Genomic DNA, 21199 nt, shown 5'->3' with positions numbered 1-21199 from the left:
CGCCGCCGGGGGCGAGTAACGAGAGGAATCAGGGCCGGATCTCGGCGATCGGCAGCTTGAGGTCGAACGGTTCGGTCAGCTCGATCACCTCGCTGCCGTCGGTCACCAGCTCGTACTGGCGTTCGCCGCCCGGGCCGATCCGGTCCCCGAGGCGGTACGCGTGGAGGTGCACCGGCTCCTGCTCGATCCGCCAGTAGAACGGGATGCCGGCGGCGGCGTACTCGCCGGGCTTGGCGAACCGGTCCACCCGCCGGGTGCCGGGCGAGACGATCTCCACGGCGAGGACGACATCCGCCGGTCGGAGCCGGAAACGGTCAGTTGGCAGCCCGGCGCGGCACAGCAGCACGTCCGGCTGCCGGCTGGTGTTGGGGCTGAGCCCAACGCCGACGGGCAGGGACGCCTGGAGATGGATCGGCGCGTGGGACCGAAGCCAGTGCCACAGCAGGCCGACTATGGTCTGGTGGCCCATGGTGGGGGAGGGTGTCACCTGGATGACTCCGTCGACGAGTTCGACGCGGGGGGCGTCGTCCGGCAGGTTGAGCAGGTCGTCAAGCGTGTAGTCCGCACGCTGCTGCCGCATCGGGTCCGGACACCAGGGGCCAGGTGATGTCGGGATGGGTGCGGCGCTCATGCGAGGAGCCTAGCGCCGCACGGCGATGCTGACGTCGCACCGGGCGTGCGACGTGCTCAGCCCGCCGGCTTCTCGGTGACGAAGATGGCGGTGCCGGGGAAGAGCCGGCCGCGCAGCGGGCTCCACTGGCCCCACGTCCCCTTGTGTCCGGCCGGCCACTCCGGCTCCACCAAATCGAGCAGGCGGAAGCCGGCGCCGACCAGCTCCCGGATCCGGTCGCCGAGGGTACGGTGCTGCTCGACGTACGTGGCGGCGCCGTGTTCGTCCTGCTCGACGTAGGGGGAGCGGTCGAAGTACGGGTGCACGGCGGTCAGCCCGCCCTCGCCCGGGTCGTCGAGGAAGATCCAGCGCATCGGGTGGGTGACCGAGAAGACCCACCGGCCGCCCGGGCGCAACACGCGGGCCACCTCGCGCATCGCCGCCGCGGAGTCGTCCACGAACGGGATCGCCCCGAACGCGGTGCAGACCGTGTCGAAGGCGGCGTCGGCGAAGGGCAGGGCCAGCGCGTCGGCCTGGACCAGCGGTACGCGTACCCCGGTCCGGTCGGCGGCGTGCGCGGCGTGCCGCAACATGCCGGCGGACAGGTCCAGGGCGACCGGCCGGGCGCCCTGGGCGGCGAGCCAGCGGGCGGCGGCGGCCGCGCCGGCGCCGAGTTCGAGGATCCGCCGGCCGGTGACGTCGCCGAGCAGCCGGGCGTCGGCCTCGCGCAGACCCTCCGGGCACCAGACGAAGTCGACCTCGCCCAGGAACGCGCCGTGCTCGGCCTGGTAGGCGTCGGCGTCGGTGTCCCACCAGCCGCGGTTGGCGCGGCGGATCTCGGCGGCCCCGACCCGCCGGCGGGTCACCCTGTCGTCGTCCACCCGGTCCACGCTAGGGCCGGTCGGACACCGGGGTGCGGGCGGGGCGGCGTGTGACGGATGTGACGGACGAGACAGGCGTGGCGCCTTACCGCGCAAAATCTCCGCTTTCGCAGCGGATGCGGGCGCGGAGACCCGGGAGGGCTTGCACGCTGTGGTAATGCAGCGGGTAGGCTAGACGATGCGCTCGCGGATCGTGTGCCTCGGCAGGGAGCAGGTGTGCGGTCACCGGAGCCACTAATGATCTTCTCGCGTCGATCGTTCGGTGTGCCCGGCGACGGATCCGTTGGCGCGGAAGAGTCACCGCGACACCCATGCCCGCTGTGACAACCCATCCGACCGGAGCAACCGCCCACATGACGAGCAGCATCGAGGCCACCTCGAGCGCCAACAAGGTCACGCACGACGATCTCGGCTCTGAGGAAGCTTTCCTCGCCGCCATCGACGAGACCATCAAGTACTTCAACGACGGCGACATTGTCGAAGGCACCGTCGTCAAGGTCGATCGGGACGAGGTCCTGCTCGACATCGGCTACAAGACCGAGGGCGTGATCCCCTCTCGGGAGCTGTCGATCAAGCACGACGTGGACCCGGCCGAGGTCGTTTCGGTCGGCGACCACATCGAGGCCCTCGTCCTCCAGAAGGAGGACAAGGAGGGTCGGCTGATCCTCTCCAAGAAGCGGGCGCAGTACGAGCGGGCCTGGGGCACGATCGAGAAGATCAAGGACGAGGACGGCGTCGTCCGCGGTTCGGTCATCGAGGTCGTCAAGGGTGGTCTCATCCTCGACATCGGCCTGCGCGGCTTCCTGCCCGCGTCGCTCGTCGAGATGCGGCGCGTGCGCGACCTCCAGCCGTACGTCGGCCGTGAGCTCGAAGCCAAGATCATCGAGCTGGACAAGAACCGCAACAACGTGGTCCTGTCCCGCCGGGCCTGGCTGGAGCAGACGCAGTCCGAGGTGCGCACCGAGTTCCTCAACAAGCTCCAGAAGGGGCAGGTCCGCAAGGGCGTCGTCTCCTCGATCGTCAACTTCGGCGCGTTCGTCGACCTGGGTGGCGTGGACGGCCTGGTGCACGTCTCCGAGCTGTCCTGGAAGCACATCGACCACCCGTCCGAGGTCGTCGAGGTGGGCCAGGAGGTCGAGGTCGAGGTCCTGGACGTCGACCTGGACCGGGAGCGGGTCTCGCTGTCGCTGAAGGCGACCCAGGAGGACCCGTGGCGTCAGTTCGCCCGCACCCACGCGATCCAGCAGATCGTGCCGGGTAAGGTCACCAAGCTGGTGCCGTTCGGCGCGTTCGTCCGGGTGGACGACGGCATCGAGGGCCTGGTCCACATCTCCGAGCTGGCCGAGCGCCACGTGGAGATCCCGGAGCAGGTCGTGCAGGTCGGCTCCGAGGTCATGGTCAAGGTCATCGACATCGACCTGGAGCGTCGCCGGATCTCGCTGTCGCTCAAGCAGGCCAACGAGGGCTTCGTCGAGGGCGAGGAGCACTTCGACCCGACCCTCTACGGCATGGCCGCCACGTACGACAACGAGGGCAACTACATCTACCCGGAGGGCTTCGACCCGGAGACGGGCGAGTGGCTCGAGGGCTACGACAAGCAGCGCGAGACCTGGGAGAACCAGTACGCCGAGGCGCGTCAGCGCTGGGAGGCCCACACCAAGCAGGTGCAGACCTCCCGCGCCGCCGACGCCGAGGCCGCGGCCAACCCGGCTCCGCCCGCCACCTCCAGCAGCAGCACCTCGACCTCGACCTCGTCGGCCCCGAGCCGTCAGGCCGAGGAGCCGGCCGGCACGCTTGCCACCGACGAGGCGCTCGCCGCGCTGCGGGAGAAGCTCGCCGGCGGCAAGTGACAGGTCGCTGACGCCGGTTCGTCCGCACGGACGCACCGACTCGCCGACAGACTGACGGGCCCCGTCCCCGCGTTCCGCAGCAGCGGAGCGCCGGGGGCGGGGCCCGCAGTCGTCGTCTGCCTGTTTGGCATGCGCACACCCATCGGGTTGACTGTCCCGATGCTGAAGGTGGGGCTGACGGGCGGTATCGGGTCCGGCAAGAGCGCGGTGGCGAGCCGCCTGGCGACGCTCGGCGCGGTCGTGGTCGACTCGGACCGGATCGCCCGCGAGGTCGTGGCCCCGGGCACCGAAGGGCTGGCCGAGGTGGTCGCCGCGTTCTCCGAGCGGGTCCTCGGCCCCGACGGCGCGCTCGACCGGGCCGCCCTGGGCGCCGTGGTCTTCGGCGACCAGACCGCCCGCCGCCGGCTGGAGGGGATCACCCATCCGCGGGTACGCGCGCGGGCCGCCGAACTGGTCGCCGCCGCGCCCGCCGACGCGGTGGTGGTCAACGACGTGCCGCTGCTTGTCGAGGTGGGGCTCGCGCCGACGTACCACCTGGTGCTCGTGGTGCAGACGGCGGCGCCGACCCGGCTGGCGCGGTTGTCCCGCGACCGCGGCATGGACCCGGCCGAGGCGCGGCGGCGGATCGCCGCGCAGGCCGACGACGCGGGCCGGCGGGCGGTGGCGGACGTGCTGCTCACCAACGACGGCCCGCTGGCCGACCTGCACGGCGCGGTGGACGCGCTCTGGCGCGACCGGCTGCTGCCCTACGAGCGCAACGTCCGCGAACGGCACGCGGTGCTCGTCGACCCGCCGACGCTCACCGAGCCCGACCCGACCTGGCCCGAGCAGTACGCCCGGCTCGCCGCGCGGATCCGCCACGCGGCCGGCGACGACGTCCGGATCGACCACGTCGGCTCCACCGCCGTGCCCGGGTTGACCGCGCCGGACGTCATCGACATCCAGTTGACCGTGCCGGCGCTGGCGGAGGCGGACGGTCCGCTCGCCGACCGGCTGGCCGAGGCGGGCTTTCCCCGGCTGCCCGGCGAGTGGTGGGACGCGCCGCGCCGCCCCGACCGGGCGCACTGGGCGAAGCGGCTGCACGGCGGCGCGGACCCGGGTCGCCCGGTGCTCCTGCACCTGCGGGCGGCCGGCTCGGCCGGCTGGCGGTACGCGCTGCTGCTGCGGGACCACCTCCGCGCCGACCCGGCCCGGCGATCCGCCTACCTCCAGGTCAAGCGGGACCTGGCGGCCGCCGCGCCGGAGAGCGCCGAGCCGGCGACGCTCCACGATCCGTGGTTCGACGAGGAGCACCTGCGGGCCGAGGAGTGGGCTACGCACACCAACTGGCACCCCTGACCCGGCCCGCGCCCTCCCGTGTCTTGCCCCCTGATTCACGGAAAGAGTGCTCATTCCGCGTCGGATGGCCACTGTTTCCGTGAATCAGCGAGCGCGGGGATGGGCAGGGGCGCTCGCGGCGGCCGGTGAGCGCCTCAGCGCGACCACCGTGGGCGCGCACGCCGGTCGTCCCGGGTGCTGCGGCCCTGGCGCCGGGGGCGGCCGGGCCCCGAAGGGGCGGCCACCGGCCCGGTCGGCCGCCGCGAGCGGCCTACGGTACGAGGGTAGTCGCGTGAGATGAGCCACACAATGGGAATATCGAAGCCGGTCAGGGACGGTCTGTGGTCGGTCCGGAAGTGTCGGACCGCGGGCGTACCGTTGGGGTCATGGCGCTCGACATTCCCCGGCTCGACGGTCGTTTCCAGGTCGTCAGTGAGTTCCAGCCGGCCGGCGACCAGCCGGCGGCCATCGACGACCTTGAGCGTCGCGTGCGGCGCGGCGACCGCAACACGGTGCTGCTCGGCGCGACCGGCACCGGCAAGAGCGCCACCACGGCGTGGCTGGTCGAGCGGTTGCAGCGGCCCACCCTGGTGCTCGCGCCCAACAAGACCCTCGCCGCCCAGCTCGCCAAGGAGTTCGGCGAGCTGCTGCCGCACAACGCGGTGGAATACTTCGTCTCCTACTACGACTACTACCAGCCCGAGGCATACATCCCGCAGACCGACACCTACATCGAGAAGGACTCCTCGATCAACGAGGAGGTCGAGCGGCTGCGGCACTCGGCGACCATGTCGCTGCTGACCCGGCGGGACGTCATCGTGGTGGCCACCGTGTCGGCGATCTATGGCCTGGGCACGCCGGAGGAATACCTCGACCGCGCCGTGCGGGTGAAGGTGGGGCAGGAGCTCGACCGCGACCAACTGCTGCGCCGGCTGGTCGACATCCAGTACACGCGCAACGACATGGCCTTCCAGCGCGGCACGTTCCGGGTGCGTGGCGACACGCTGGAGATCATCCCGGCCTACGAGGAGCTGGCCGTCCGGATCGAGCTGTTCGGTGACGAGATCGAGAAGCTCTACTACCTCAACCCGTTGACCGGGGACGTGGTCCGTGAGGTCGACAGCCTGATGATCTTCCCGGCCACGCACTACGCCGCCGGTCCGGAGCGGATGGAGCGGGCCACCCGCGACATCGAGGCCGAGCTGGGCGAGCGGCTGGCCGAGTTGGAGCGGCAGGGCAAGCTGCTGGAGGCGCAGCGACTGCGCATGCGCACCACCTACGACCTGGAGATGATGCGCCAGGTGGGCTTCTGCTCCGGCATCGAGAACTACTCGATGCACATCGACGGCCGGCTGCCCGGCAGCCCGCCGCACTGCCTGCTCGACTACTTCCCGGACGACTTCCTCACCGTGGTCGACGAGTCACACGTGACCATCCCGCAGATCGGCGGCATGTACGAGGGCGACGCCTCCCGCAAGCGGATGCTCATCGACCACGGCTTCCGGTTGCCCAGCGCCGCCGACAACCGGCCCCTGCGCTTCGACGAATACCTGGAGCGGGTGGGCCAGATGGTCTTCCTCTCCGCCACCCCCGGCCCGTGGGAGCTGGAGCAGGCCCAGGGCGAGTTCGTCGAGCAGGTGATCCGCCCGACCGGCCTGATCGACCCCGAGGTGGTGGTGAAGCCGACCAAGGGGCAGATCGACGACCTCATGCACGAGATCAAGCTGCGCACCGAGCGGGACGAGCGGGTGCTCGTCACCACGCTCACCAAGAAGATGGCCGAGGATCTCTCCGACTATCTGTTGGAGAACGGCATCCGGGTGCGTTACCTGCACTCCGAGGTGGACACGCTGCGCCGGGTCGAGTTGCTGCGCGAGCTGCGCAAGGGCGACTACGACGTGCTTGTCGGCATCAACCTGCTCCGCGAGGGTCTCGACCTGCCCGAGGTCTCCCTGGTGGCGATCCTCGACGCCGACAAGGAGGGCTTCCTGCGCAGCGGCCGGTCGCTGATCCAGACCATCGGTCGCGCGGCCCGTAACGTCTCCGGCCAGGTCCACATGTACGCCGACAAGATCACCCCGTCGATGGCGTCCGCGATCGACGAGACCAACCGGCGTCGGGCCAAGCAGATCGCGCACAACGAGGCCCACGGCATCAACCCCGAGCCGCTGCGCAAGAAGATCCACGACATCCTCGACGACATCTACCGCGAGGCGGAGGACACCGAGGCCACCACGGTCGGCGGCGCCGCCCGGCAGCTGTCCCGGGGCAAGGCGCCGGTCAAGGAGACGCGCAGCCGCAACGGTCGGGGCGGCGCGGCCACCCCGTCCCGGGAGGGCATGGCCCGGGCCGACCTCGCGAACCTCATCCAGGAGCTCAACGACCAGATGCTGGCTGCCGCGCGGGAGCTCCAGTTCGAGCTGGCCGCGCGGATCCGCGACGAGGTCTCCGACCTCAAGAAGGAGCTGCGCGGGATGGACGCGGCCGGGGTGCGGTGAGCGGCGCGACGGCCGGGCGGGCGCGATGCTGACCGAGGCCGTGGTCGGGCTGCCCGCCCCCGCGCTGCGTCCCTGGGTGGACCGTTACCTCGGCTACCGGGAGGAGCTGCCCGGGCCGGTGGTGCGCCGTGAGGTCGCCGGCGCGTTCGTCGTGCTGGTCCTCGGCTGGGGCGACCCGCTTGACATCACCGATCCGCGCGCCGCCGGGCGCGGCGCGTACGGCGCCAACGCGTTCCTCGCCGGCCCGTTCGACGGTTGGTGCGCCACCCGCGGCGCCGGCACGGGCACCGGGGTGCAGGTGCTGCTGACCGCCCCGGCGGCGCGGCGGTTGCTCGGGTTGCCGCTCGGCGAGTTGGCCAACCGGGTGGCCCCGGTCGACCGGGTCGCCGGATGGCTGGCCCGGCTCCGCGACGAGCTGGCCGGCGAGCCCGGCTGGCCGGGGCGCTTCCGCCGCCTCGACGCCGCCCTGACCGCCCGGCTGGTGGCCACCGACCCGGTCGACGGCCGCCTGCTGGCCGCCTGGCGGCGGCTCGACGGGAGCGGGGGCGCGGTCGGGGTGGCCGCGCTGGCCGACGAGATCGGCTGGTCCCGTCGTCACCTGGCGGTGCGGTTCCGCCAAGAGTTCGGGTTGCCGCCGAAGACCGTCGCCCGGCTGCTGCGCTTCCAGCGGGCGTACGCCACCCTGGGCCGGACGGTGCTCACCGCGCCGGCGGCCGACCCGGACGGGTCGGGCTGGGCGGAACGGGCGGCCCGGTGGGGCTACTACGACCAGTCGCACCTGACCCGGGAGTTCCGGGAGTTCGCCGGCGCCCCGCCGGCGGCGTTGGCCCGGGCCGGATCGCATTCGTCCAATCCCGGCTGACCCGGCCGGCGGCAGACTGGGGGCATGCGAAGCATCTATCCGGTCCTCAGATATCCCGACGTCCACGCCGCCGTCGACTTCCTCCGGTCGGCGTTCGGCCTCACCGTCCACGAGGTGCACGCCGGGCCCGACGGCGCGGTGCGCCACGCTCAGCTCGGCCACGGCGACGACCTGGTCATGGTGGGTCCGGGTCCCGCGCCGGCGAGCCGGCCGGCGGACGACGACTACCGCCTCTACCTCGCCGTCGACGACGTCGACGCGCACCACGAGCGGGCCCGGGCAGCCGGCGCGGAGATCGTCCGGGCGCCGTACGACACCGATTACGGCTCCCGCGACTACGCGGCCCGCGACCCGGCCGGCATGGTCTGGTCGTTCGGCACGTACCGTCCCTGAGAAATTCCTGCGTGTCGATACTTCCATGTTGCTCTGTGCGAGCAGGCTATTGCCGTGTGTGATGGTCATGCGTACGCTCCCACCCTGGGAGGCGCGCATGCCGTTGTCAGCAAGTCCGGTGGTCCGGCGAGTGCGGCTCGGTGTCGAGCTGCGTCGACTGCGTCGTCGGGAGTCGCTCACGCTCGAACAGGTCTGCACCCGGCTCGGTTGGGCCTCGACGTCGAAGCTGTCCCGCATCGAGCTGGGGCAGAGCCGGCCCGACCTGGCCGACGTGCTCGACCTGCTCGACGTCTACGAGGTGCCACGGCACCAGCGGGAGGATCTGATCGTCATCGCCCGCGACGCCGCCACCGGGCGCGGCTGGTCCAAGACGCTCGGCGAGATGGGTGAGCGGCAGCGGGCGTACGCGGAGTTGGAGGCCGGCGCCGAGCGCATCGTGGAATACCAGCCGGCGCTCGTACCCGGCCTGTTGCAGATCCCCGCGTACGCCCGGCTGCGGGTGTCGGCCGGTGCGTCGCTCGCCGGCGAGGTGGACGTGGAGGCCGATGTCCGGGCCCGGGCGGTGCGCCAGGAGCTGCTGGTCCGGGCGGACCCGCCGCACTACACCGCCCTGCTCGACGAGCGGGCCTGCGAGCCGGACGGGCTGCCGGCCGAGGTGTGGCGGGAGCAGGTGCGGCACCTGCTGGCGCTAGCCGAACGGTCGCACATCACCCTCCGGGTGGTGCCCCGCGGCGCCTCGCCCGGCGACGACCTGCATCCGCTCGCGCCGTTCTCCTACTATGCCTATCCCGACCCGGACGATCCGCGCACGGTCCTGGTCGAGACGCTCACCACCGACCTGCGCCTGGTCGCCGACGCCGACGTGGCCCGCTATGAGCAGGTGATCGAGCGGCTGCTCGCGGCGGCGCTGCCCGAGGAGGCGACGGTCGAGCTGCTCACCCGCCGGCTCGGCGTCGCGCCGGTGCCCCGGCCGCGGGACCCGCACGAGCTGGAGTGAGGTCGCCGCGCGACCACCGGGCCCGGCGCCCCCGATGCCCGTCGGGACCGGTGACCGCGCGTCGCGCGAAGGTTACGCGAGGGGTACGACACTTCAGGCCGGCACGTCGACGAAGTGCTCGACGAGCGGCGGGCCGGCGAAGAACGGCCCGATCAGGCCCCGCCACCGCCCGAAGCGCTCGGTCTGCCGGAAGTTCACGTCGTGCGCCTCGACCGAGTCCCACTCGACGAGCAGCACGAACCGGGTGGGCGACTCGACCCCGCGGGTCATCCGCACCGAGCGGCACCCCGGCGCCTCGGCGAGGACCGGCCGCGCCTGCGCGTACGCGGCGGCGAAGTCGTCCTCCTGTCCGGGCGTCACGTCGATGAGCGCGACCTCAAGAACCATGCCCGCAGCCTTTCACGCCGGGCCCTGACCGGTACGCTCCGGGGGCGCTCCGGCGGGCCGCGCCCCTCCTACCGTGTCACCCGACGGGCGGGGGAGGACGACAATGCTCGACTGGCTCACCGGCACCGCGTTCACCGTGTTCGGCGCCGGCACCACCTGGGCCGAGCTGCTCGGCTTCGGCACCGGCGTGGTCAACGTCTGGTTGGTCGCCCGCCAGCACATCGCCAACTGGCCCATCGGCATCGCCAACGTCCTGCTGCTGATGGTGCTGTTCCAGACCGCCGGCCTGTACGCCGACGCCGGCCTGCAACTGGTCTACGTGGCGCTCGGGGTGTACGGCTGGTGGCACTGGCTCTTCGGCGGCGACCGGCGCGGCCGGCTCACCGTGGCCCGCACCGGGCGGCGGGAGTGGTGGGGGCTCGGCGCGGCCGGGCTGCTGCTCACCGCCGGCCTGTGGGCGCTGCTGGACCGGGCCACCGACTCCACGGTCCCGCTTGCCGACGCGGTCACCACCGCGTTGTCGCTGCTGGCCACCTACGGTCAGACCCGCAAGCTGGTGGAGAGCTGGTGGCTGTGGATCGCCGCCGACCTGATCTACATCCCGCTCTACGCGTACAAGGGACTCTGGCTCACCGGCGGCCTGTACCTGATCTTCCTGGCCCTCTGCGTGGTCGGGTTGCGTGCCTGGCGGGCGGACCTGCGCCGGCGGGTGGCGGCCACGCCGGTGCCGCCCGGGCCGGCCCCGGTCGCCGCGTGACCGGGCGGTTCCGGCACGGGCTGGTGGTCGGCAAGTTCTATCCGCCGCACGCCGGGCACCACGCGCTCGTCGAGGCCGCCGCGGCCCGCTGCGCCGCGGTGACCGTGGTGGTGGCGCCGTCCCGGCGCGAGTCGATCCCGCTGGACCTGCGGCTGGACTGGCTGCGCGAGGTTCACGCCGGCACCCCGTGGGTGCGGTTCGTCGGCCGCCACGACGACCACCCGGTCGACTACGCCGACCCGGCGGTCTGGGATCTGCACTGCGCGGTGTTCGCCGACGCGTTGGGCGGCGAGCCGGTGGACGCCGTCTTCTCCTCCGAGGCGTACGGCGAGGAGTTGGCCCGCCGGTTCGGCGCGGTCGCGGTCGACGTGGATCCGGAGCGGCGGGCCGCGCCGGTCTCCGGCACCGCCGTGCGCGCGGACCCGGCGGCCCACTGGCGGTGGCTGAGTCCGCCGGTGCGGGCGTGGCTGGTCCGCCGGGTGGTGGTGGTCGGCGCCGAGTCCACCGGCACCACGACCATGGCGCGGGCGCTCGCCCGGCGTTTCGGCGCCGCCTGGGTGCCCGAGTACGGCCGCGAGCTGACCGGGCGCAAGCTCGCCGTGCTGCGCCGGTCCCGGCCGGAGGCCACCGTCTTCGACGTCACCTGGGACCGGGACGACTTCGTCGAGGTGGTACGCGAGCAGCAGGCCGCCGAGGACGCGACGGCGCGGGTCGGCGGCCCGCTGCTGATCTGCGACACCGATGCCCGGGCCACCGCGGTCTGGGAGGAGCGTTACCTGGGCTCGTCCTCGGCGGAGGTGCGGGCGGCGGCCCGCCGGCCGGCGCTCTACCTGCTCACCGACCACGAGGGGGTGCCCTTCGCCGACGACGGCCTGCGTGACGGGGAGCACCTGCGCGCGTGGATGACCGGGCGGTTCCGCGCGGAGCTGGCCGGGTGCGGGGTGCCGGTGGTCGAGCTGCGCGGGGCACACGAGGAGCGCCTGGCCACCGCCGTCGCCGCGGTCGAGACCGTGCTCGCGGCCGGCTGGTCGTTCGCCGATCCGGTGCTGCCCGCCGACCCGACGGCATATTCAAAGCTAGCCTCCTAGGATGCGCTGCGGGTGGTGATGCGGGGCACCTGGCAGCGATTGATGGGCGTCCGGAGATGCGCCAGGCGGGCGGGATGGTGAAGAATGGCGGCCGAGGAGGGGAGTATTCCCCCGCGACGGAGTCGTCAGCACGGAAGAGCGCCAGCTCGACCCGGCTCCGTCGGTCGGCTCCCGCAAGGGCGTCGGCGGAAGAGACCTCCGACAGTCACCACAGTCAGCGTTGACGCACCCCGGCCCGCACCCGGCGTACGGTGTGCCCGACGCTGCGTGTCTGCCGGAGGATGGATTTGAACGTGTCCGCATTGGTGTGGGCGGTAACCCTGACCGCGATGATCGCGGTCCTGATGGCCGACCTGTTCATCATCGGCCGCCGCCCGCACGAGCCGAGCGTCCGCGAGTCGAGCCTGTGGGTCGGCTTCTACGTCGCTCTGGCGCTGCTCTTCGGCGTGCTGCTCTGGGTGACCGCCGGGCCGAGCGTGGCCGGGCAGTTCTACACCGGCTGGCTCACCGAATACAGCCTCTCGGTGGACAACCTCTTCGTCTTCGTGATCATCATGGGCCGGTTCGGGGTGCCCCGGCAGTACCAGCAGAAGGTGCTGCTCATCGGCATCCTGCTGGCGTTGGTCATGCGCGGCGGCTTCATCGCGGCCGGCGCCGCGCTGATCTCCCAGTTCTCCTGGGTGTTCTACATCTTCGGCGCGTTCCTCATCTACACCGCGGTGAACCTGGCCCGGCAGGGTGAGCCGGACGAGGACGAGTTCAGCGAGAACGTGCTGATCCGGTGGAGCCGCAAGGCGCTCCCGCTGTCCCGGGACTTCGACGGGGCGCGGATGACCACCCGGGAGAACGGACGGTGGCTGTTCACCCCGATGCTGATCGTGATGATCGCGATCGGCACCACCGACCTCATCTTCGCGCTCGACTCGATCCCGGCGATCTTCGGCATCACGCAGGAGCCGTACCTGGTCTTCACCGCGAACGTCTTCGCGTTGATGGGGCTACGGCAGCTCTACTTCCTGCTCGGCGGCCTGCTGGACCGGCTGATCTACCTCAGCTACGGGTTGGCCGTGGTGCTCGGCTTCATCGGGGTGAAGCTGGTCCTGGAGGCGCTCGCCGACAACAACCTGCCGTTCCTCAACGGCGGCGAGCCGGTGGCCTGGGCGCCGCACATCCCGATCTGGCTCTCGCTGACCGTCATCCTCGGCACGCTTGCCGTGGCCACGGCGGCGAGCCTGGCCAAGTCGTCGCGGGACCGGCGTCGGGAGTTGGCCGAGGCCCGCCGCTGACCGCTTCGTCGGGTGCCGTTCCCGCCGGCCGGGGGCGACACCCGACGGTCAGACGCGGTGCGCGCCGACCAGGGTGTCCACCCGGGCCGGGGGCAGTTCCTCCTCGACCACCCGGCGGGTGAGGTAGCAGGCGTGCAACATCCGGCGTCGGTCGCCGTGCGGCTCGGCCGAGACGACGCCGACATGGTGGATGCGCCGGCCGGGGTGGGCGAAGAAATAGAGGTCGCCGGGGCGTTCCTCACCCAGCGCCAGCGGGGTGGTCGCCTCGGCCTGGTCGTCGGCGTCGCGGGGGAGTGTGACGCCGTACCGCCGCCAGGCCAGGTGGACCAGCCCGGAGCAGTCGATGCCGTCGGTGGACAGGCCGCCCCAGACGTAGGCCAGGTCGCGCAGCCGCTCGGCGACCGCGAGCATCTCCTTGGCCTCGGGTCGTTCGGCGGGCAGCGGCACCAGGTCGCCCTCGGGGGCCCAGAGCGGTTCGGCCCGGCCGGGCGCCCGGACCGGCCGCCAGCCGTCCGCCGGGCGCCCGGCGGAGGCGAGGCGGGTGCCGAGGACCACGCCGGTGAGCACCGGTGGCCCGCCGGCGGCGTCGTGCAGCGTGGCGTGGTCGACGTCGACCACGAGCGCGGTGGCGGACGGCTCGGCGTCGGCGGGCGCGGTCAGGTGGGCGGCCCGCATCCAGCCCGGGTAGCCGCGGACGTCCAGCTTGGCGGCGGGCTGTCCGAGGGCGAGCACCCGCACCCAGCCGTCCGGCCGGGTCTCGGTGACCCGCACCGGCTCGCCGAGCAGCAGTTGGGTCAGGACGCAGTCGCCGACCCGCTGGTCGTGGTCCATCCCGGCGACCCAGGTGGCGATGTCGGGCAGGTCGGACCGGGCGGGTCCGTCGATCGGGCGGACCGCCTCCGGGGTGGTCCACAGGGTCGCCACCGGGACCCGTACGACGGCCTGGTGGCCCGGTTGAGGCGCCATCCGCACCCCTCCTCCCACGCTCCTGTGGGCGACCCTATGAAAAAATCCAACGACACTCAACCACGCTGCTGAACCTTAGCTTCACTCACGTCGGCGACGCCGAGACCCGGCGCGTCCGGCAGCAGCACGCTCGCGCCCTCGTACCGGATGCCGCCGGTGACCGGCGACCAGGCGAGCCACCAGGCGGCGTCGAGGTCCGACACGGCCGTGGTGCCGCCGGCGGCGACCAGACTGGCCGCCGCGCCCACGCCGATCGGACCCTCCATCATGGATCCGACGATCGTCCCCATACCGTGCGCGGCGGCCAGGTCGAGCAGCGTCCGGGCCGGTTGCAGGCCGCCGCACTTGGCGAGCTTGACGTTGACCATGTCGGCGGCCCGGCGGCGGATCACCTCGACCAGGTCACGCACGTCGAAGACCGACTCGTCGGCGAGGATCGGCACACCCACCCGGTCGCTGACCCAGGCCAGCCCGTCCAGGTCGCGGCGGTGCACCGGCTGCTCGACCAGCTCCACGTCGAGCCCGGCGTCCTCGATGCCCCGGATCACCCGGACCGCCTCACGCGGCGTCCAGCCCTGGTTGGCGTCCAGCCGGATCCGCACGTCCGGGCCGACGGCGGCGCGCACCGCGCGGACCCGGTCCAGGTCGCCGCCCGCGTCGGTGCCGACCTTGAGCTTCAGCACGGTGAAACCCTCGGCGCGCCGCCGGCCGGCCGCCGTGGCCAGGTCGACCGCGTCGCCGGCGGCAAGCGTGACGTCCGTCGGGACGCGCAGCGCCGTGCCGCCGAGCAACCGCACCAGGGGTACGCCGAGCCGCCGCGCGGCCAGGTCGTGCAGCGCCACGTCGACGGCCGCCTTCGCCGACTCGTTGCCCACCACCGCGCCCCGCACCTGCGCGCACCGGGCCCGGAGGTCGTCCGGATCGCGTCCGGTCAGCAGCGGCGCGAGCAGTTCGCGTACGCACGCCTCGGCGCCGCCGATCGACGCGCCGGTGACCTGCCAGACCTGCGGGGCCTCGCCGAACCCGGTCCGCCCGTCGCTGTCGACCACCTCGACGATGAGCGTCTCCACCGTGGTGGTGCTCCGCAGTGCGGTGACGAACGGGGTGTGCAAGGGTGCCGAGAGCCGGTGGGTGCGCACCGCCGTGATCGTCATGTGGGGCACCCTATCGGCAACTGGCGGCGAGCAGGGGAGGGCCGATGACCGGGCGGAACTGGGAGCTGGTGGGCGCGCCGAACGCCCGTGACCTGGGTGGGCTGCCGACGACCGACGGGCGGCGGGTCCGTGCCGGGCGGCTCGTCCGCGCCGCGGCGCTGGGTCGGCTGACCGATGACGACCTGCCGGTGCTGGGCAAGCTCGCCCCGGCGTGCGTGGTGGATCTGCGTGCCGCCGAGGAGCAGGCGGTGGCGCCGCCGGACCGGCTGGTGGGTGAGCCCCGCGTGGTGCACCTGCCGGTCTACGACGCCGCCCACCCGGTGTTCACGTACGTGTCGGCGGTGTTGCAGGGACACGACCTGGACGCGTACGCGGATCTGGCCCGCGACGGCATGTCGGGGGCGATGACCGCGATCTACCGCTGGTTCGTCAGCGGGGAGCCGGCGCGGGCCGGGTTCGGGGCGGCGGTGCGGCTGGCCGCCGACGACGCGAACCTGCCGCTGCTGTTCCACTGCTCCGCCGGCAAGGACCGCACCGGCTGGCTGTCGGTGGTGCTGCTGACCGCGCTGGGCGTGTCGGAGCCGGCGATCCGGGCCGACTACCTGCGGCACAACGAGCTGACCGAGAGCCTGCGCGAAGTGCTGCTGGCGGCGATGACGAAGCGCCGGCCGGACCTCGACCCGGCGGCGGCCCGGCCGCTGCTGGAGGTGCGCCCGGAATACCTGGACGCCGCGTACGACGAGGTGCGCCAGGGGTACGGGTCGTTCGAGGCGTACCTGGGCGACGGCCTGGGGGTGACCGACGAGGTGCGGGCCGCGTTGCGGGAACGGGTGCTGGAGTAGGCATCAGCCCGCCAGGTCGCGCCGGGCGTCCCACACCCGCGCGGAGACGTGCGCGATCAACTGGCAGGCGTCGTCCTCGACCTGCCCGCGGTCCGCGCCGCCGCCGGCCGGGTCGGTGGTGGTGCACACGACGATCGCGTACGGCGGCGCGTCGTCGGGGAACACCACGCCGGCGCCGTGGCGGACGCCGCGTACCCAGCCGTTCTTGTGCGCGATGCGGGTGCCGTCGGGCAGCCCGGCGGCGAGGTCCTCGCGGTGTTCCTGGGCGACGAGCACGTCGAGCATGGCGGTGCAGCCGGCCGGTGACGCGAGCGGGCGGGGCCGGTCGGTGCCGAGCGCCAGCTCGCCGAGGAGGGCGGCCAGGTCGGCGGCGGTGACCAGGTTGTCGATGCCGGCGTCGCGGGCGGCGAAGTCCTCGATGCCACGGCCGGTGACGCTGTGCCGGGCGCCGGCGAGCGTCCACGCCTGGGCGACGGCGGGCAGCCCGACCTGGCCGATGCAGAGGTTGGTGGCCAGGTTGCTGGAGCGCACGATCATCCGTTCGGCGAGCCAGCGCAGCGGCGCGGTGCCGCCGATCCGCTCCCAGACCGCCTCGTCGTTGTCGTAGTCGCGGTTGTTGGTGAAGCACGGCGCGCCGGGCAGGGCGGAGTCGAACGTGTTGCGTACCGGCACCGGCGCGTCCAGGTCGAGCGGGCCGGACTCGGCGGCCCGGTGCAGCGCGACGAGCACGGCGACCTTCATGGTGCTGGCCGCGTAGTGGGTGGCGTCCGCCCGCCGGGTCCAGGTGGGCCGGGCACCGGGACGCCCCACATACGCGGAGACGGTGCCGGACACCTGGTCGAGATGCGCGTCGAGCTCGTCCCAGATCATGGGCCCGACCGTAGCGGATCGTCCGGGCGGGCGCGGGGCTGCGGCATCACGGTGCCCGGGGCTAGCGTGCGGGAATGACGACGGCTCTGTACGACGGCATCGCGGACTGGTACGAGGAGTACGCCACCGACCTGTCCGGGCCGTACATGGACCGGGTCCGGTCGGTGCTCGCGAAGCTGCTGGGCAGCGGCGCCGGGCAGTGCCTGGACCTGTGCTGCGGCACCGGGGCGCACGCGGCCGAGCTGCGCCGGCTGGGCTGGACGCCGGTGGGCGTGGACCTGTCCGGCGGGCAGCTACGCCACGCCCGGGCCCGGCTGCCGGTGGCCCGGGCCGACGCGACGGCGCTGCCGCTCGCCGACGGCGCGGTGCCGGCCGCCGTGTGCGTGCTGGCGCACACCGACATGCCTGACTATCCGGTGGCGCTCGCCGAGGCGGCGCGGGTGCTGGCGCCGGGCGGCCGACTGGTGCACGTCGGGTTGCATCCGTGCTTCTGCGGCGCGTTCGCCGACCGGTCCGACCCGGAGCGCATCGTGATCGACGGCGGGTACGCCGAGCGGGAGCGCACGTTCCGGTCGTGGAACGCCACAGGTGTGCGGGCCCGGGTCGGCGCGTGGCACCTGCCCCTGGCCGACCTGCTCACCGCCGTCACCGCCGCCGGCCTGGTCCTCGACCGCGTGGTGGAGTCCGGCTCCGGTCCCGTCCCCGACATCTTGGCCCTCCAGGCCACCAGACCCCACTGACCCCCACCCACCCGAGCCGTCCCCGGCCCCGCGGCCCTGCGGCGGCGATCATGAAGTTGACGTCGGGTTTGATCTCTTTAGTTGCAGCTAAGTTCATGATCGACGGGGGTGGGGACGGGGGAGCCCGGCCTGCTGAGGGCGGGCCGGGCTCCTGGGGTGGTGCGGGGTGGGGTCAGCCGGCGTGTTTGCGGCGGGCGGCGGCCCGGCCGCGCTGCTGCTGGTCCAGCACCACCTTGCGGATGCGTACCGCGACCGGGGTGACCTCGACGCACTCGTCCTCGCGGCAGAACTCCAACGCCTGCTCCAGCGACAGCTTGCGCGGCGGGATCAGCTTCTCGGTCTCGTCGGAGGTCGAGGCCCGCATGTTGGTGAGCTTCTTCTCCTTGGTGATGTTGACGTCCATGTCGTCGGAGCGGGAGTTCTCCCCGACGATCATGCCCTCGTACACCTCGGTGGTCGGCTCGACGAAGAGCTGGCCGCGCTCCTGGAGGTTGATCATGGCGAACGAGGTGACCGCGCCGGACCGGTCGGCCACCAGCGAGCCGTTGTTGCGGGTGCGCAGCTCGCCGAACCACGGCTCGTAGGACTCGAAGACGTGGTGCAGGATGCCGGTGCCGCGGGTGTCGGTGAGGAACTCGGTGCGGAAGCCGATCAGGCCGCGCGCCGGGACCAGCCACTCCATCCGGATCCAGCCGGTGCCGTGGTTGACCAGTTGCTCCATCCGGCCCTTGCGGGTGGCCAGCAGTTGGGTGATCGCGCCGAGGTATTCCTCCGGGGCGTCGATGGTCAGCCGCTCGACCGGCTCGCAGGTCTTGCCGTCGATCTCCCTGGTGACCACCTGCGGCTTGCCGACGGTCAGCTCGTAGGACTCGCGGCGCATCTGCTCGACCAGGATGGCCAGGGCCAGCTCACCGCGGCCCTGCACCTCCCAGGCGTCCGGCCGCTCGGTGGGCAGCACCCGCAGCGACACGTTGCCGATCAGCTCCTTGTCGAGCCGGTCCTTGACCATCCGCGCGGTGACCTTGGCGCCCTTGACCCGGCCGACGAGCGGCGAGGTGTTGGTGCCGATGGTCATCGAGATGGCCGGCTCGTCCACGGTGATCAGCGGCAGCGGGATCGGGTTCTCGGCGTCGGCGAGCGTCTCGCCGATCATGATCTCGGGGATGCCGGCGACGGCGATGATGTCGCCCGGTCCGGCCGAGTCGGCCGGCTTGCGCTCCAGGCCCTCGGTCATCAGCAGCTCGGAGATGCGGACCCGCTGGGTGCTGCCGTCGGTGCGGCACCAGGCCACGGTCTGACCCTTGCTGATCGTGCCCTGCCGGACCCGGCACAGCGCGAGGCGGCCCAGGAACGGCGAGGCGTCGAGGTTGGTGACGTGCGCCTGGAGCGGCGCGCCCTCGTCGTACGCGGGTGCCGGGATGGTGTCCAGCAGGGTGCGGAACAGCGGCTCCAGGTTGCTGCTGTCGTCCGGCACCGCTCCGTCGGCCGGCTGGGTGAGCGAGGCGATGCCGTCGCGGGCGCAGGCGTAGACGATCGGGAAGTCGATCTGCTCCTCGTCGGCGTCCAGGTCGAGGAAGAGCTCGTAGGTGTCGTCCACGACCTCCTTGATCCGGGCGTCCGGACGGTCCACCTTGTTGATCACCAGGATGATCGGCAGCCGGGCGCGCAGCGCCTTGCGGAGCACGAACCGGGTCTGCGGCAGCGGGCCCTCGCTGGCGTCGACGAGCAACACCACGCCGTCGACCATGGTCAGGCCGCGCTCGACCTCACCACCGAAGTCGGCGTGGCCGGGGGTGTCGATGATGTTGATGGTGACCGGGTCGCCGTCCGCCGGCAGGTACCGCACGCCGGTGTTCTTGGCGAGGATGGTGATGCCCTTTTCCCGCTCGAGGTCCATCGAGTCCATGACCCGCTCGGTGTTCTCGCCGCGGGCGCCGTAGGCGCCGGCCTGCCGCAACATGGCGTCGACCAGGGTCGTCTTGCCGTGGTCGACGTGGGCGATGATGGCGACGTTGCGGAGGTCGGTGCGAAGCTGCATACCCTCCATACTCCTGTCTGCGGTTGCCGGGGCACGCCTCGGGGTCACCCCGAGATCGCCCGGATCTGTGTCGAAAGTGCTGTGCCGACCGTTCCAGCGACTGGCATGCTGACTCCCGTGCGGGGTGCCGAATGCCTGACCTGCTGAACTGGCTGCAGGAGCTGCCGCCCCTGCTGATCTACCTGGTCGCCGCGACGATCGTCGCGGGTGAAACCGCGGTGATCTTCGGGCTGCTGGTGCCGGGCGAGGCGACCCTGCTGCTGGTCGGCTTCCTAGCGTACGCGGGGACGCTACGGCTCGCCCCCACGCTTGCGGTCATGGTGGCCGCCGCCGTGATCGGAGACACACTCGCCTACCGGGCCGGCCGGCGGTACGGCCCCCGGTTGCGCGCCTCCGGGCTCGGCGCGCGGATCGGGCCGCACCGGTGGCGGCGTGCCGAGGAGTTGCTGGACCGGCTGGGTGGCCGTGGCGTGCTGGCCGCCCGTTGGGTCGCCTTCGCCCGCACGCTGGCGCCCCGGTTGGCCGGCGCGGCGGGGTTGCCGTACCGGCGGTTCGCGCCGTGGAACCTGGCCGGGGTGGTGGGTTGGGTCGGGGCTTCGGTGCTCGCCGGCTATCTGGCCGGCGAGTCCTACGCGCGGGTGTCCGAGCTGCTGGGCCGCGCCACCGGGGCGGTGCTGGTGCTGCTGGCGTGCCTGCTCGGCGTGGTGCTCGCCGGTCGGTGGCTCGGGCGCAACCCGGATCCCGCCCGGGCGCTTGCCGCGCGTGCCGCCGGGGTGCCGCCGTTGCGCTGGCTGCGAGCCCGGTACGGGGTGCTGTTCTTCCTGGCCGGCATGCGGGTCGGCCCGCTGTGGACGCTGCTGATCAACCTGGCGCTGGGGCTGGCGCTGCTGTTCGGCGCGGGGCTGGCGGTGGCCGCGTTGCTGGAGGCGGTGGTCCGGCACAGCGGGCTCGGGGTGCTCGACGGGCTGATCGCCGACTGGTTCGCCGCCCGGCGTACCCCCGGGGTGGTTAACGCGGCGTTGGCCGCGTTGTCGGTGCTGCGCGGCTGGGTGCTCATCGCCGTGGTCGCCGTGGTGGCGGCGGTGGTGGCCCGGCGGGACCGGCCGTGGCGGGCGGACCTGTTGTCGGTGGTGGGCACGGTCGGTGCCGCAGTGCCGCTGGTGTTGCTGGTCGTGGTCGCCGACCTGACCGGCCCGCACCGGGTCCGTGACCTGTTCCCCACCCAGAACGTGGTGGTGACGGCGAGCTTCGGCACGCTTGCCTGGCTGCTGTCGCGCGGGGCCCGCTGGCCGATCGGCGTGGCCGTCTGGACGGCCGCCTCGGCGGGCGTGGTCGCGGTCACCGGCGCCCGGCTCTATCTGGGCTGGAGCACGGCCAGTGGCACGGTGTCCTCGGTGCTGCTGGGCGTCGCCTGGACCACCGTGTTCGTGGTCGCCTGGGCGACCCGGGAGCGGGTGGTGGCCGGCGAGGACACCGGTCCGCCCGGCCCGGCGGGCGTCGACTCCGGTCCGCCCGCGGCGGGCGTCGACCCCGGGCCGCCTGCGGTGGGCGACGACGCGGGTCCGCCCGCGGTGGTCGCCGGGGAGCGTCCGCCCCGGCCGCGGGAGGAGCGCCGACCGGCGTCGCCGGGACCCCGTAGCCCCGTCGATCCCTGTTAGGGTGC

The 21199-nt window shown here is 72.8% G+C and carries 19 protein-coding genes; 12 read left to right on the top strand and 7 right to left on the bottom strand.

Annotated features, from left to right (window positions below; genetic code table 11):
- Positions 1 to 28 precede the first annotated feature (28 nt).
- A complete protein-coding gene (locus tag O7613_RS16275; protein WP_282289216.1) occupies positions 29 to 631 on the bottom strand; it encodes a Uma2 family endonuclease in 603 nt (200 codons plus the stop codon).
- Between the two features lie 56 nt (positions 632 to 687).
- Positions 688 to 1491, bottom strand: coding sequence for a methyltransferase domain-containing protein (locus O7613_RS16270; protein WP_281587549.1), 804 nt, complete (start codon positions 1489 to 1491; stop codon positions 688 to 690).
- Between the two features lie 311 nt (positions 1492 to 1802).
- Between O7613_RS16270 and rpsA the strand changes: the two genes are divergently transcribed.
- From rpsA to O7613_RS16240, 6 genes are all read left to right on the top strand, one after another.
- Positions 1803 to 3341, top strand: coding sequence for a 30S ribosomal protein S1 (rpsA, locus tag O7613_RS16265; protein ID WP_281587550.1), 1539 nt, complete (start codon positions 1803 to 1805; stop codon positions 3339 to 3341).
- A 159-nt stretch (positions 3342 to 3500) separates the two neighbouring features.
- The gene (coaE, locus tag O7613_RS16260) at positions 3501 to 4679 is read left to right on the top strand and encodes a dephospho-CoA kinase (RefSeq protein ID WP_281590198.1); all 1179 of its coding nucleotides are present in this window, start codon (positions 3501 to 3503) and stop codon (positions 4677 to 4679) included.
- Positions 4680 to 5044: 365 nt separating this feature from the next.
- Positions 5045 to 7156, top strand: a complete 2112-nt coding sequence (gene uvrB, locus O7613_RS16255; RefSeq protein ID WP_281587551.1) for an excinuclease ABC subunit UvrB — start codon at positions 5045 to 5047, stop codon at positions 7154 to 7156.
- A 25-nt stretch (positions 7157 to 7181) separates the two neighbouring features.
- Entirely contained in the window at positions 7182 to 8018 is an 837-nt protein-coding gene (locus O7613_RS16250; RefSeq protein WP_282289215.1) for an AraC family transcriptional regulator, read from the top strand.
- A gap of 24 nt (positions 8019 to 8042) precedes the next feature.
- The gene (locus O7613_RS16245) at positions 8043 to 8411 is read left to right on the top strand and encodes a VOC family protein (protein WP_281587553.1); all 369 of its coding nucleotides are present in this window, start codon (positions 8043 to 8045) and stop codon (positions 8409 to 8411) included.
- Between the two features lie 97 nt (positions 8412 to 8508).
- Entirely contained in the window at positions 8509 to 9408 is a 900-nt protein-coding gene (locus O7613_RS16240) for a DUF5753 domain-containing protein (protein ID WP_281587554.1), read from the top strand.
- A gap of 93 nt (positions 9409 to 9501) precedes the next feature.
- Here the strand turns inward: O7613_RS16240 and O7613_RS16235 are convergent, their stop codons facing one another.
- Complete coding sequence (locus tag O7613_RS16235; RefSeq protein WP_282289214.1) at positions 9502 to 9795, bottom strand: antibiotic biosynthesis monooxygenase; 294 nt, start codon at positions 9793 to 9795, stop codon at positions 9502 to 9504.
- A 103-nt stretch (positions 9796 to 9898) separates the two neighbouring features.
- On the opposite strand from O7613_RS16235, the gene pnuC reads away from it, so the two are divergent.
- From pnuC to O7613_RS16220, 3 genes are all read left to right on the top strand, one after another.
- A complete protein-coding gene (pnuC, locus tag O7613_RS16230) occupies positions 9899 to 10552 on the top strand; it encodes a nicotinamide riboside transporter PnuC (protein WP_282289213.1) in 654 nt (217 codons plus the stop codon).
- A complete protein-coding gene (locus tag O7613_RS16225; protein WP_282289212.1) occupies positions 10549 to 11640 on the top strand; it encodes an AAA family ATPase in 1092 nt (363 codons plus the stop codon). Before pnuC ends, O7613_RS16225 begins: the two co-directional genes overlap by 4 nt.
- A 287-nt stretch (positions 11641 to 11927) precedes the next feature.
- Positions 11928 to 12926, top strand: coding sequence for a TerC family protein (locus O7613_RS16220; protein WP_282289211.1), 999 nt, complete (start codon positions 11928 to 11930; stop codon positions 12924 to 12926).
- 48 nt (positions 12927 to 12974) lie between these two features.
- Here the strand turns inward: O7613_RS16220 and O7613_RS16215 are convergent, their stop codons facing one another.
- On the bottom strand, positions 12975 to 13892 hold the full coding sequence (locus O7613_RS16215; RefSeq protein ID WP_282289210.1) for an NlpC/P60 family protein: 918 nt from the start codon (positions 13890 to 13892) through the stop codon (positions 12975 to 12977).
- Between the two features lie 56 nt (positions 13893 to 13948).
- Positions 13949 to 15046 (bottom strand): dipeptide epimerase, encoded by a 1098-nt coding sequence (locus tag O7613_RS16210; RefSeq protein WP_281587560.1) that lies wholly within the window; start codon positions 15044 to 15046, stop codon positions 13949 to 13951.
- 44 nt (positions 15047 to 15090) lie between these two features.
- Here O7613_RS16210 and O7613_RS16205 point away from each other — a divergent pair, with 44 nt between their 5' ends.
- Entirely contained in the window at positions 15091 to 15888 is a 798-nt protein-coding gene (locus O7613_RS16205) for a tyrosine-protein phosphatase (RefSeq protein ID WP_282289209.1), read from the top strand.
- Between the two features lie 3 nt (positions 15889 to 15891).
- Here the strand turns inward: O7613_RS16205 and O7613_RS16200 are convergent, their stop codons facing one another.
- Positions 15892 to 16758 (bottom strand): serine hydrolase, encoded by an 867-nt coding sequence (locus tag O7613_RS16200; RefSeq protein WP_282289208.1) that lies wholly within the window; start codon positions 16756 to 16758, stop codon positions 15892 to 15894.
- A gap of 74 nt (positions 16759 to 16832) precedes the next feature.
- Between O7613_RS16200 and O7613_RS16195 the strand changes: the two genes are divergently transcribed.
- Positions 16833 to 17498 (top strand): class I SAM-dependent methyltransferase, encoded by a 666-nt coding sequence (locus O7613_RS16195; protein ID WP_281587563.1) that lies wholly within the window; start codon positions 16833 to 16835, stop codon positions 17496 to 17498.
- A gap of 172 nt (positions 17499 to 17670) precedes the next feature.
- Here the strand turns inward: O7613_RS16195 and typA are convergent, their stop codons facing one another.
- Positions 17671 to 19536 carry a translational GTPase TypA gene (gene typA, locus O7613_RS16190; protein ID WP_282289207.1) on the bottom strand — a complete coding sequence of 622 codons (1866 nt, stop codon included), beginning with the start codon at positions 19534 to 19536 and terminating at the stop codon, positions 17671 to 17673.
- 131 nt (positions 19537 to 19667) lie between these two features.
- On the opposite strand from typA, the gene O7613_RS16185 reads away from it, so the two are divergent.
- On the top strand, positions 19668 to 21194 hold the full coding sequence (locus O7613_RS16185) for a DedA family protein (protein ID WP_282289206.1): 1527 nt from the start codon (positions 19668 to 19670) through the stop codon (positions 21192 to 21194).
- Positions 21195 to 21199 lie beyond the last annotated feature (5 nt).

The sequence above is a fragment of the Micromonospora sp. WMMD975 genome (assembly GCF_029581215.1).
Taxonomy (GTDB): Bacteria; Actinomycetota; Actinomycetes; order Mycobacteriales; family Micromonosporaceae; genus Micromonospora.
The sequence above is the reverse complement of the archived record's forward strand: the minus strand, read 5'-3'. Positions and strand labels throughout refer to the sequence as shown.

Bases quoted from the DNA above. Each gene is read 5' to 3' on its own strand.
- O7613_RS16205 (WP_282289209.1), top strand. From the start codon at position 15,091: ATGACCGGGCGGAACTGGGAGCTGGTGGGCGCGCCGAACGCCCGTGAC.
- O7613_RS16200 (WP_282289208.1), bottom strand. From the start codon at position 16,758: ATGATCTGGGACGAGCTCGACGCGCATCTCGACCAGGTGTCCGGCACC.
- O7613_RS16245 (WP_281587553.1), top strand. From the start codon at position 8,043: ATGCGAAGCATCTATCCGGTCCTCAGATATCCCGACGTCCACGCCGCC.
- O7613_RS16240 (WP_281587554.1), top strand. From the start codon at position 8,509: ATGCCGTTGTCAGCAAGTCCGGTGGTCCGGCGAGTGCGGCTCGGTGTC.
- coaE (WP_281590198.1), top strand. From the start codon at position 3,501: ATGCTGAAGGTGGGGCTGACGGGCGGTATCGGGTCCGGCAAGAGCGCG.
- O7613_RS16275 (WP_282289216.1), bottom strand. From the start codon at position 631: ATGAGCGCCGCACCCATCCCGACATCACCTGGCCCCTGGTGTCCGGAC.
- O7613_RS16235 (WP_282289214.1), bottom strand. From the start codon at position 9,795: ATGGTTCTTGAGGTCGCGCTCATCGACGTGACGCCCGGACAGGAGGAC.
- rpsA (WP_281587550.1), top strand. From the start codon at position 1,803: ATGCCCGCTGTGACAACCCATCCGACCGGAGCAACCGCCCACATGACG.
- typA (WP_282289207.1), bottom strand. From the start codon at position 19,536: ATGCAGCTTCGCACCGACCTCCGCAACGTCGCCATCATCGCCCACGTC.
- O7613_RS16195 (WP_281587563.1), top strand. From the start codon at position 16,833: ATGACGACGGCTCTGTACGACGGCATCGCGGACTGGTACGAGGAGTAC.
- O7613_RS16185 (WP_282289206.1), top strand. From the start codon at position 19,668: ATGCCTGACCTGCTGAACTGGCTGCAGGAGCTGCCGCCCCTGCTGATC.
- O7613_RS16215 (WP_282289210.1), bottom strand. From the start codon at position 13,892: ATGGCGCCTCAACCGGGCCACCAGGCCGTCGTACGGGTCCCGGTGGCG.
- O7613_RS16250 (WP_282289215.1), top strand. From the start codon at position 7,182: ATGCTGACCGAGGCCGTGGTCGGGCTGCCCGCCCCCGCGCTGCGTCCC.
- O7613_RS16210 (WP_281587560.1), bottom strand. From the start codon at position 15,046: ATGACGATCACGGCGGTGCGCACCCACCGGCTCTCGGCACCCTTGCAC.
- uvrB (WP_281587551.1), top strand. From the start codon at position 5,045: ATGGCGCTCGACATTCCCCGGCTCGACGGTCGTTTCCAGGTCGTCAGT.
- pnuC (WP_282289213.1), top strand. From the start codon at position 9,899: ATGCTCGACTGGCTCACCGGCACCGCGTTCACCGTGTTCGGCGCCGGC.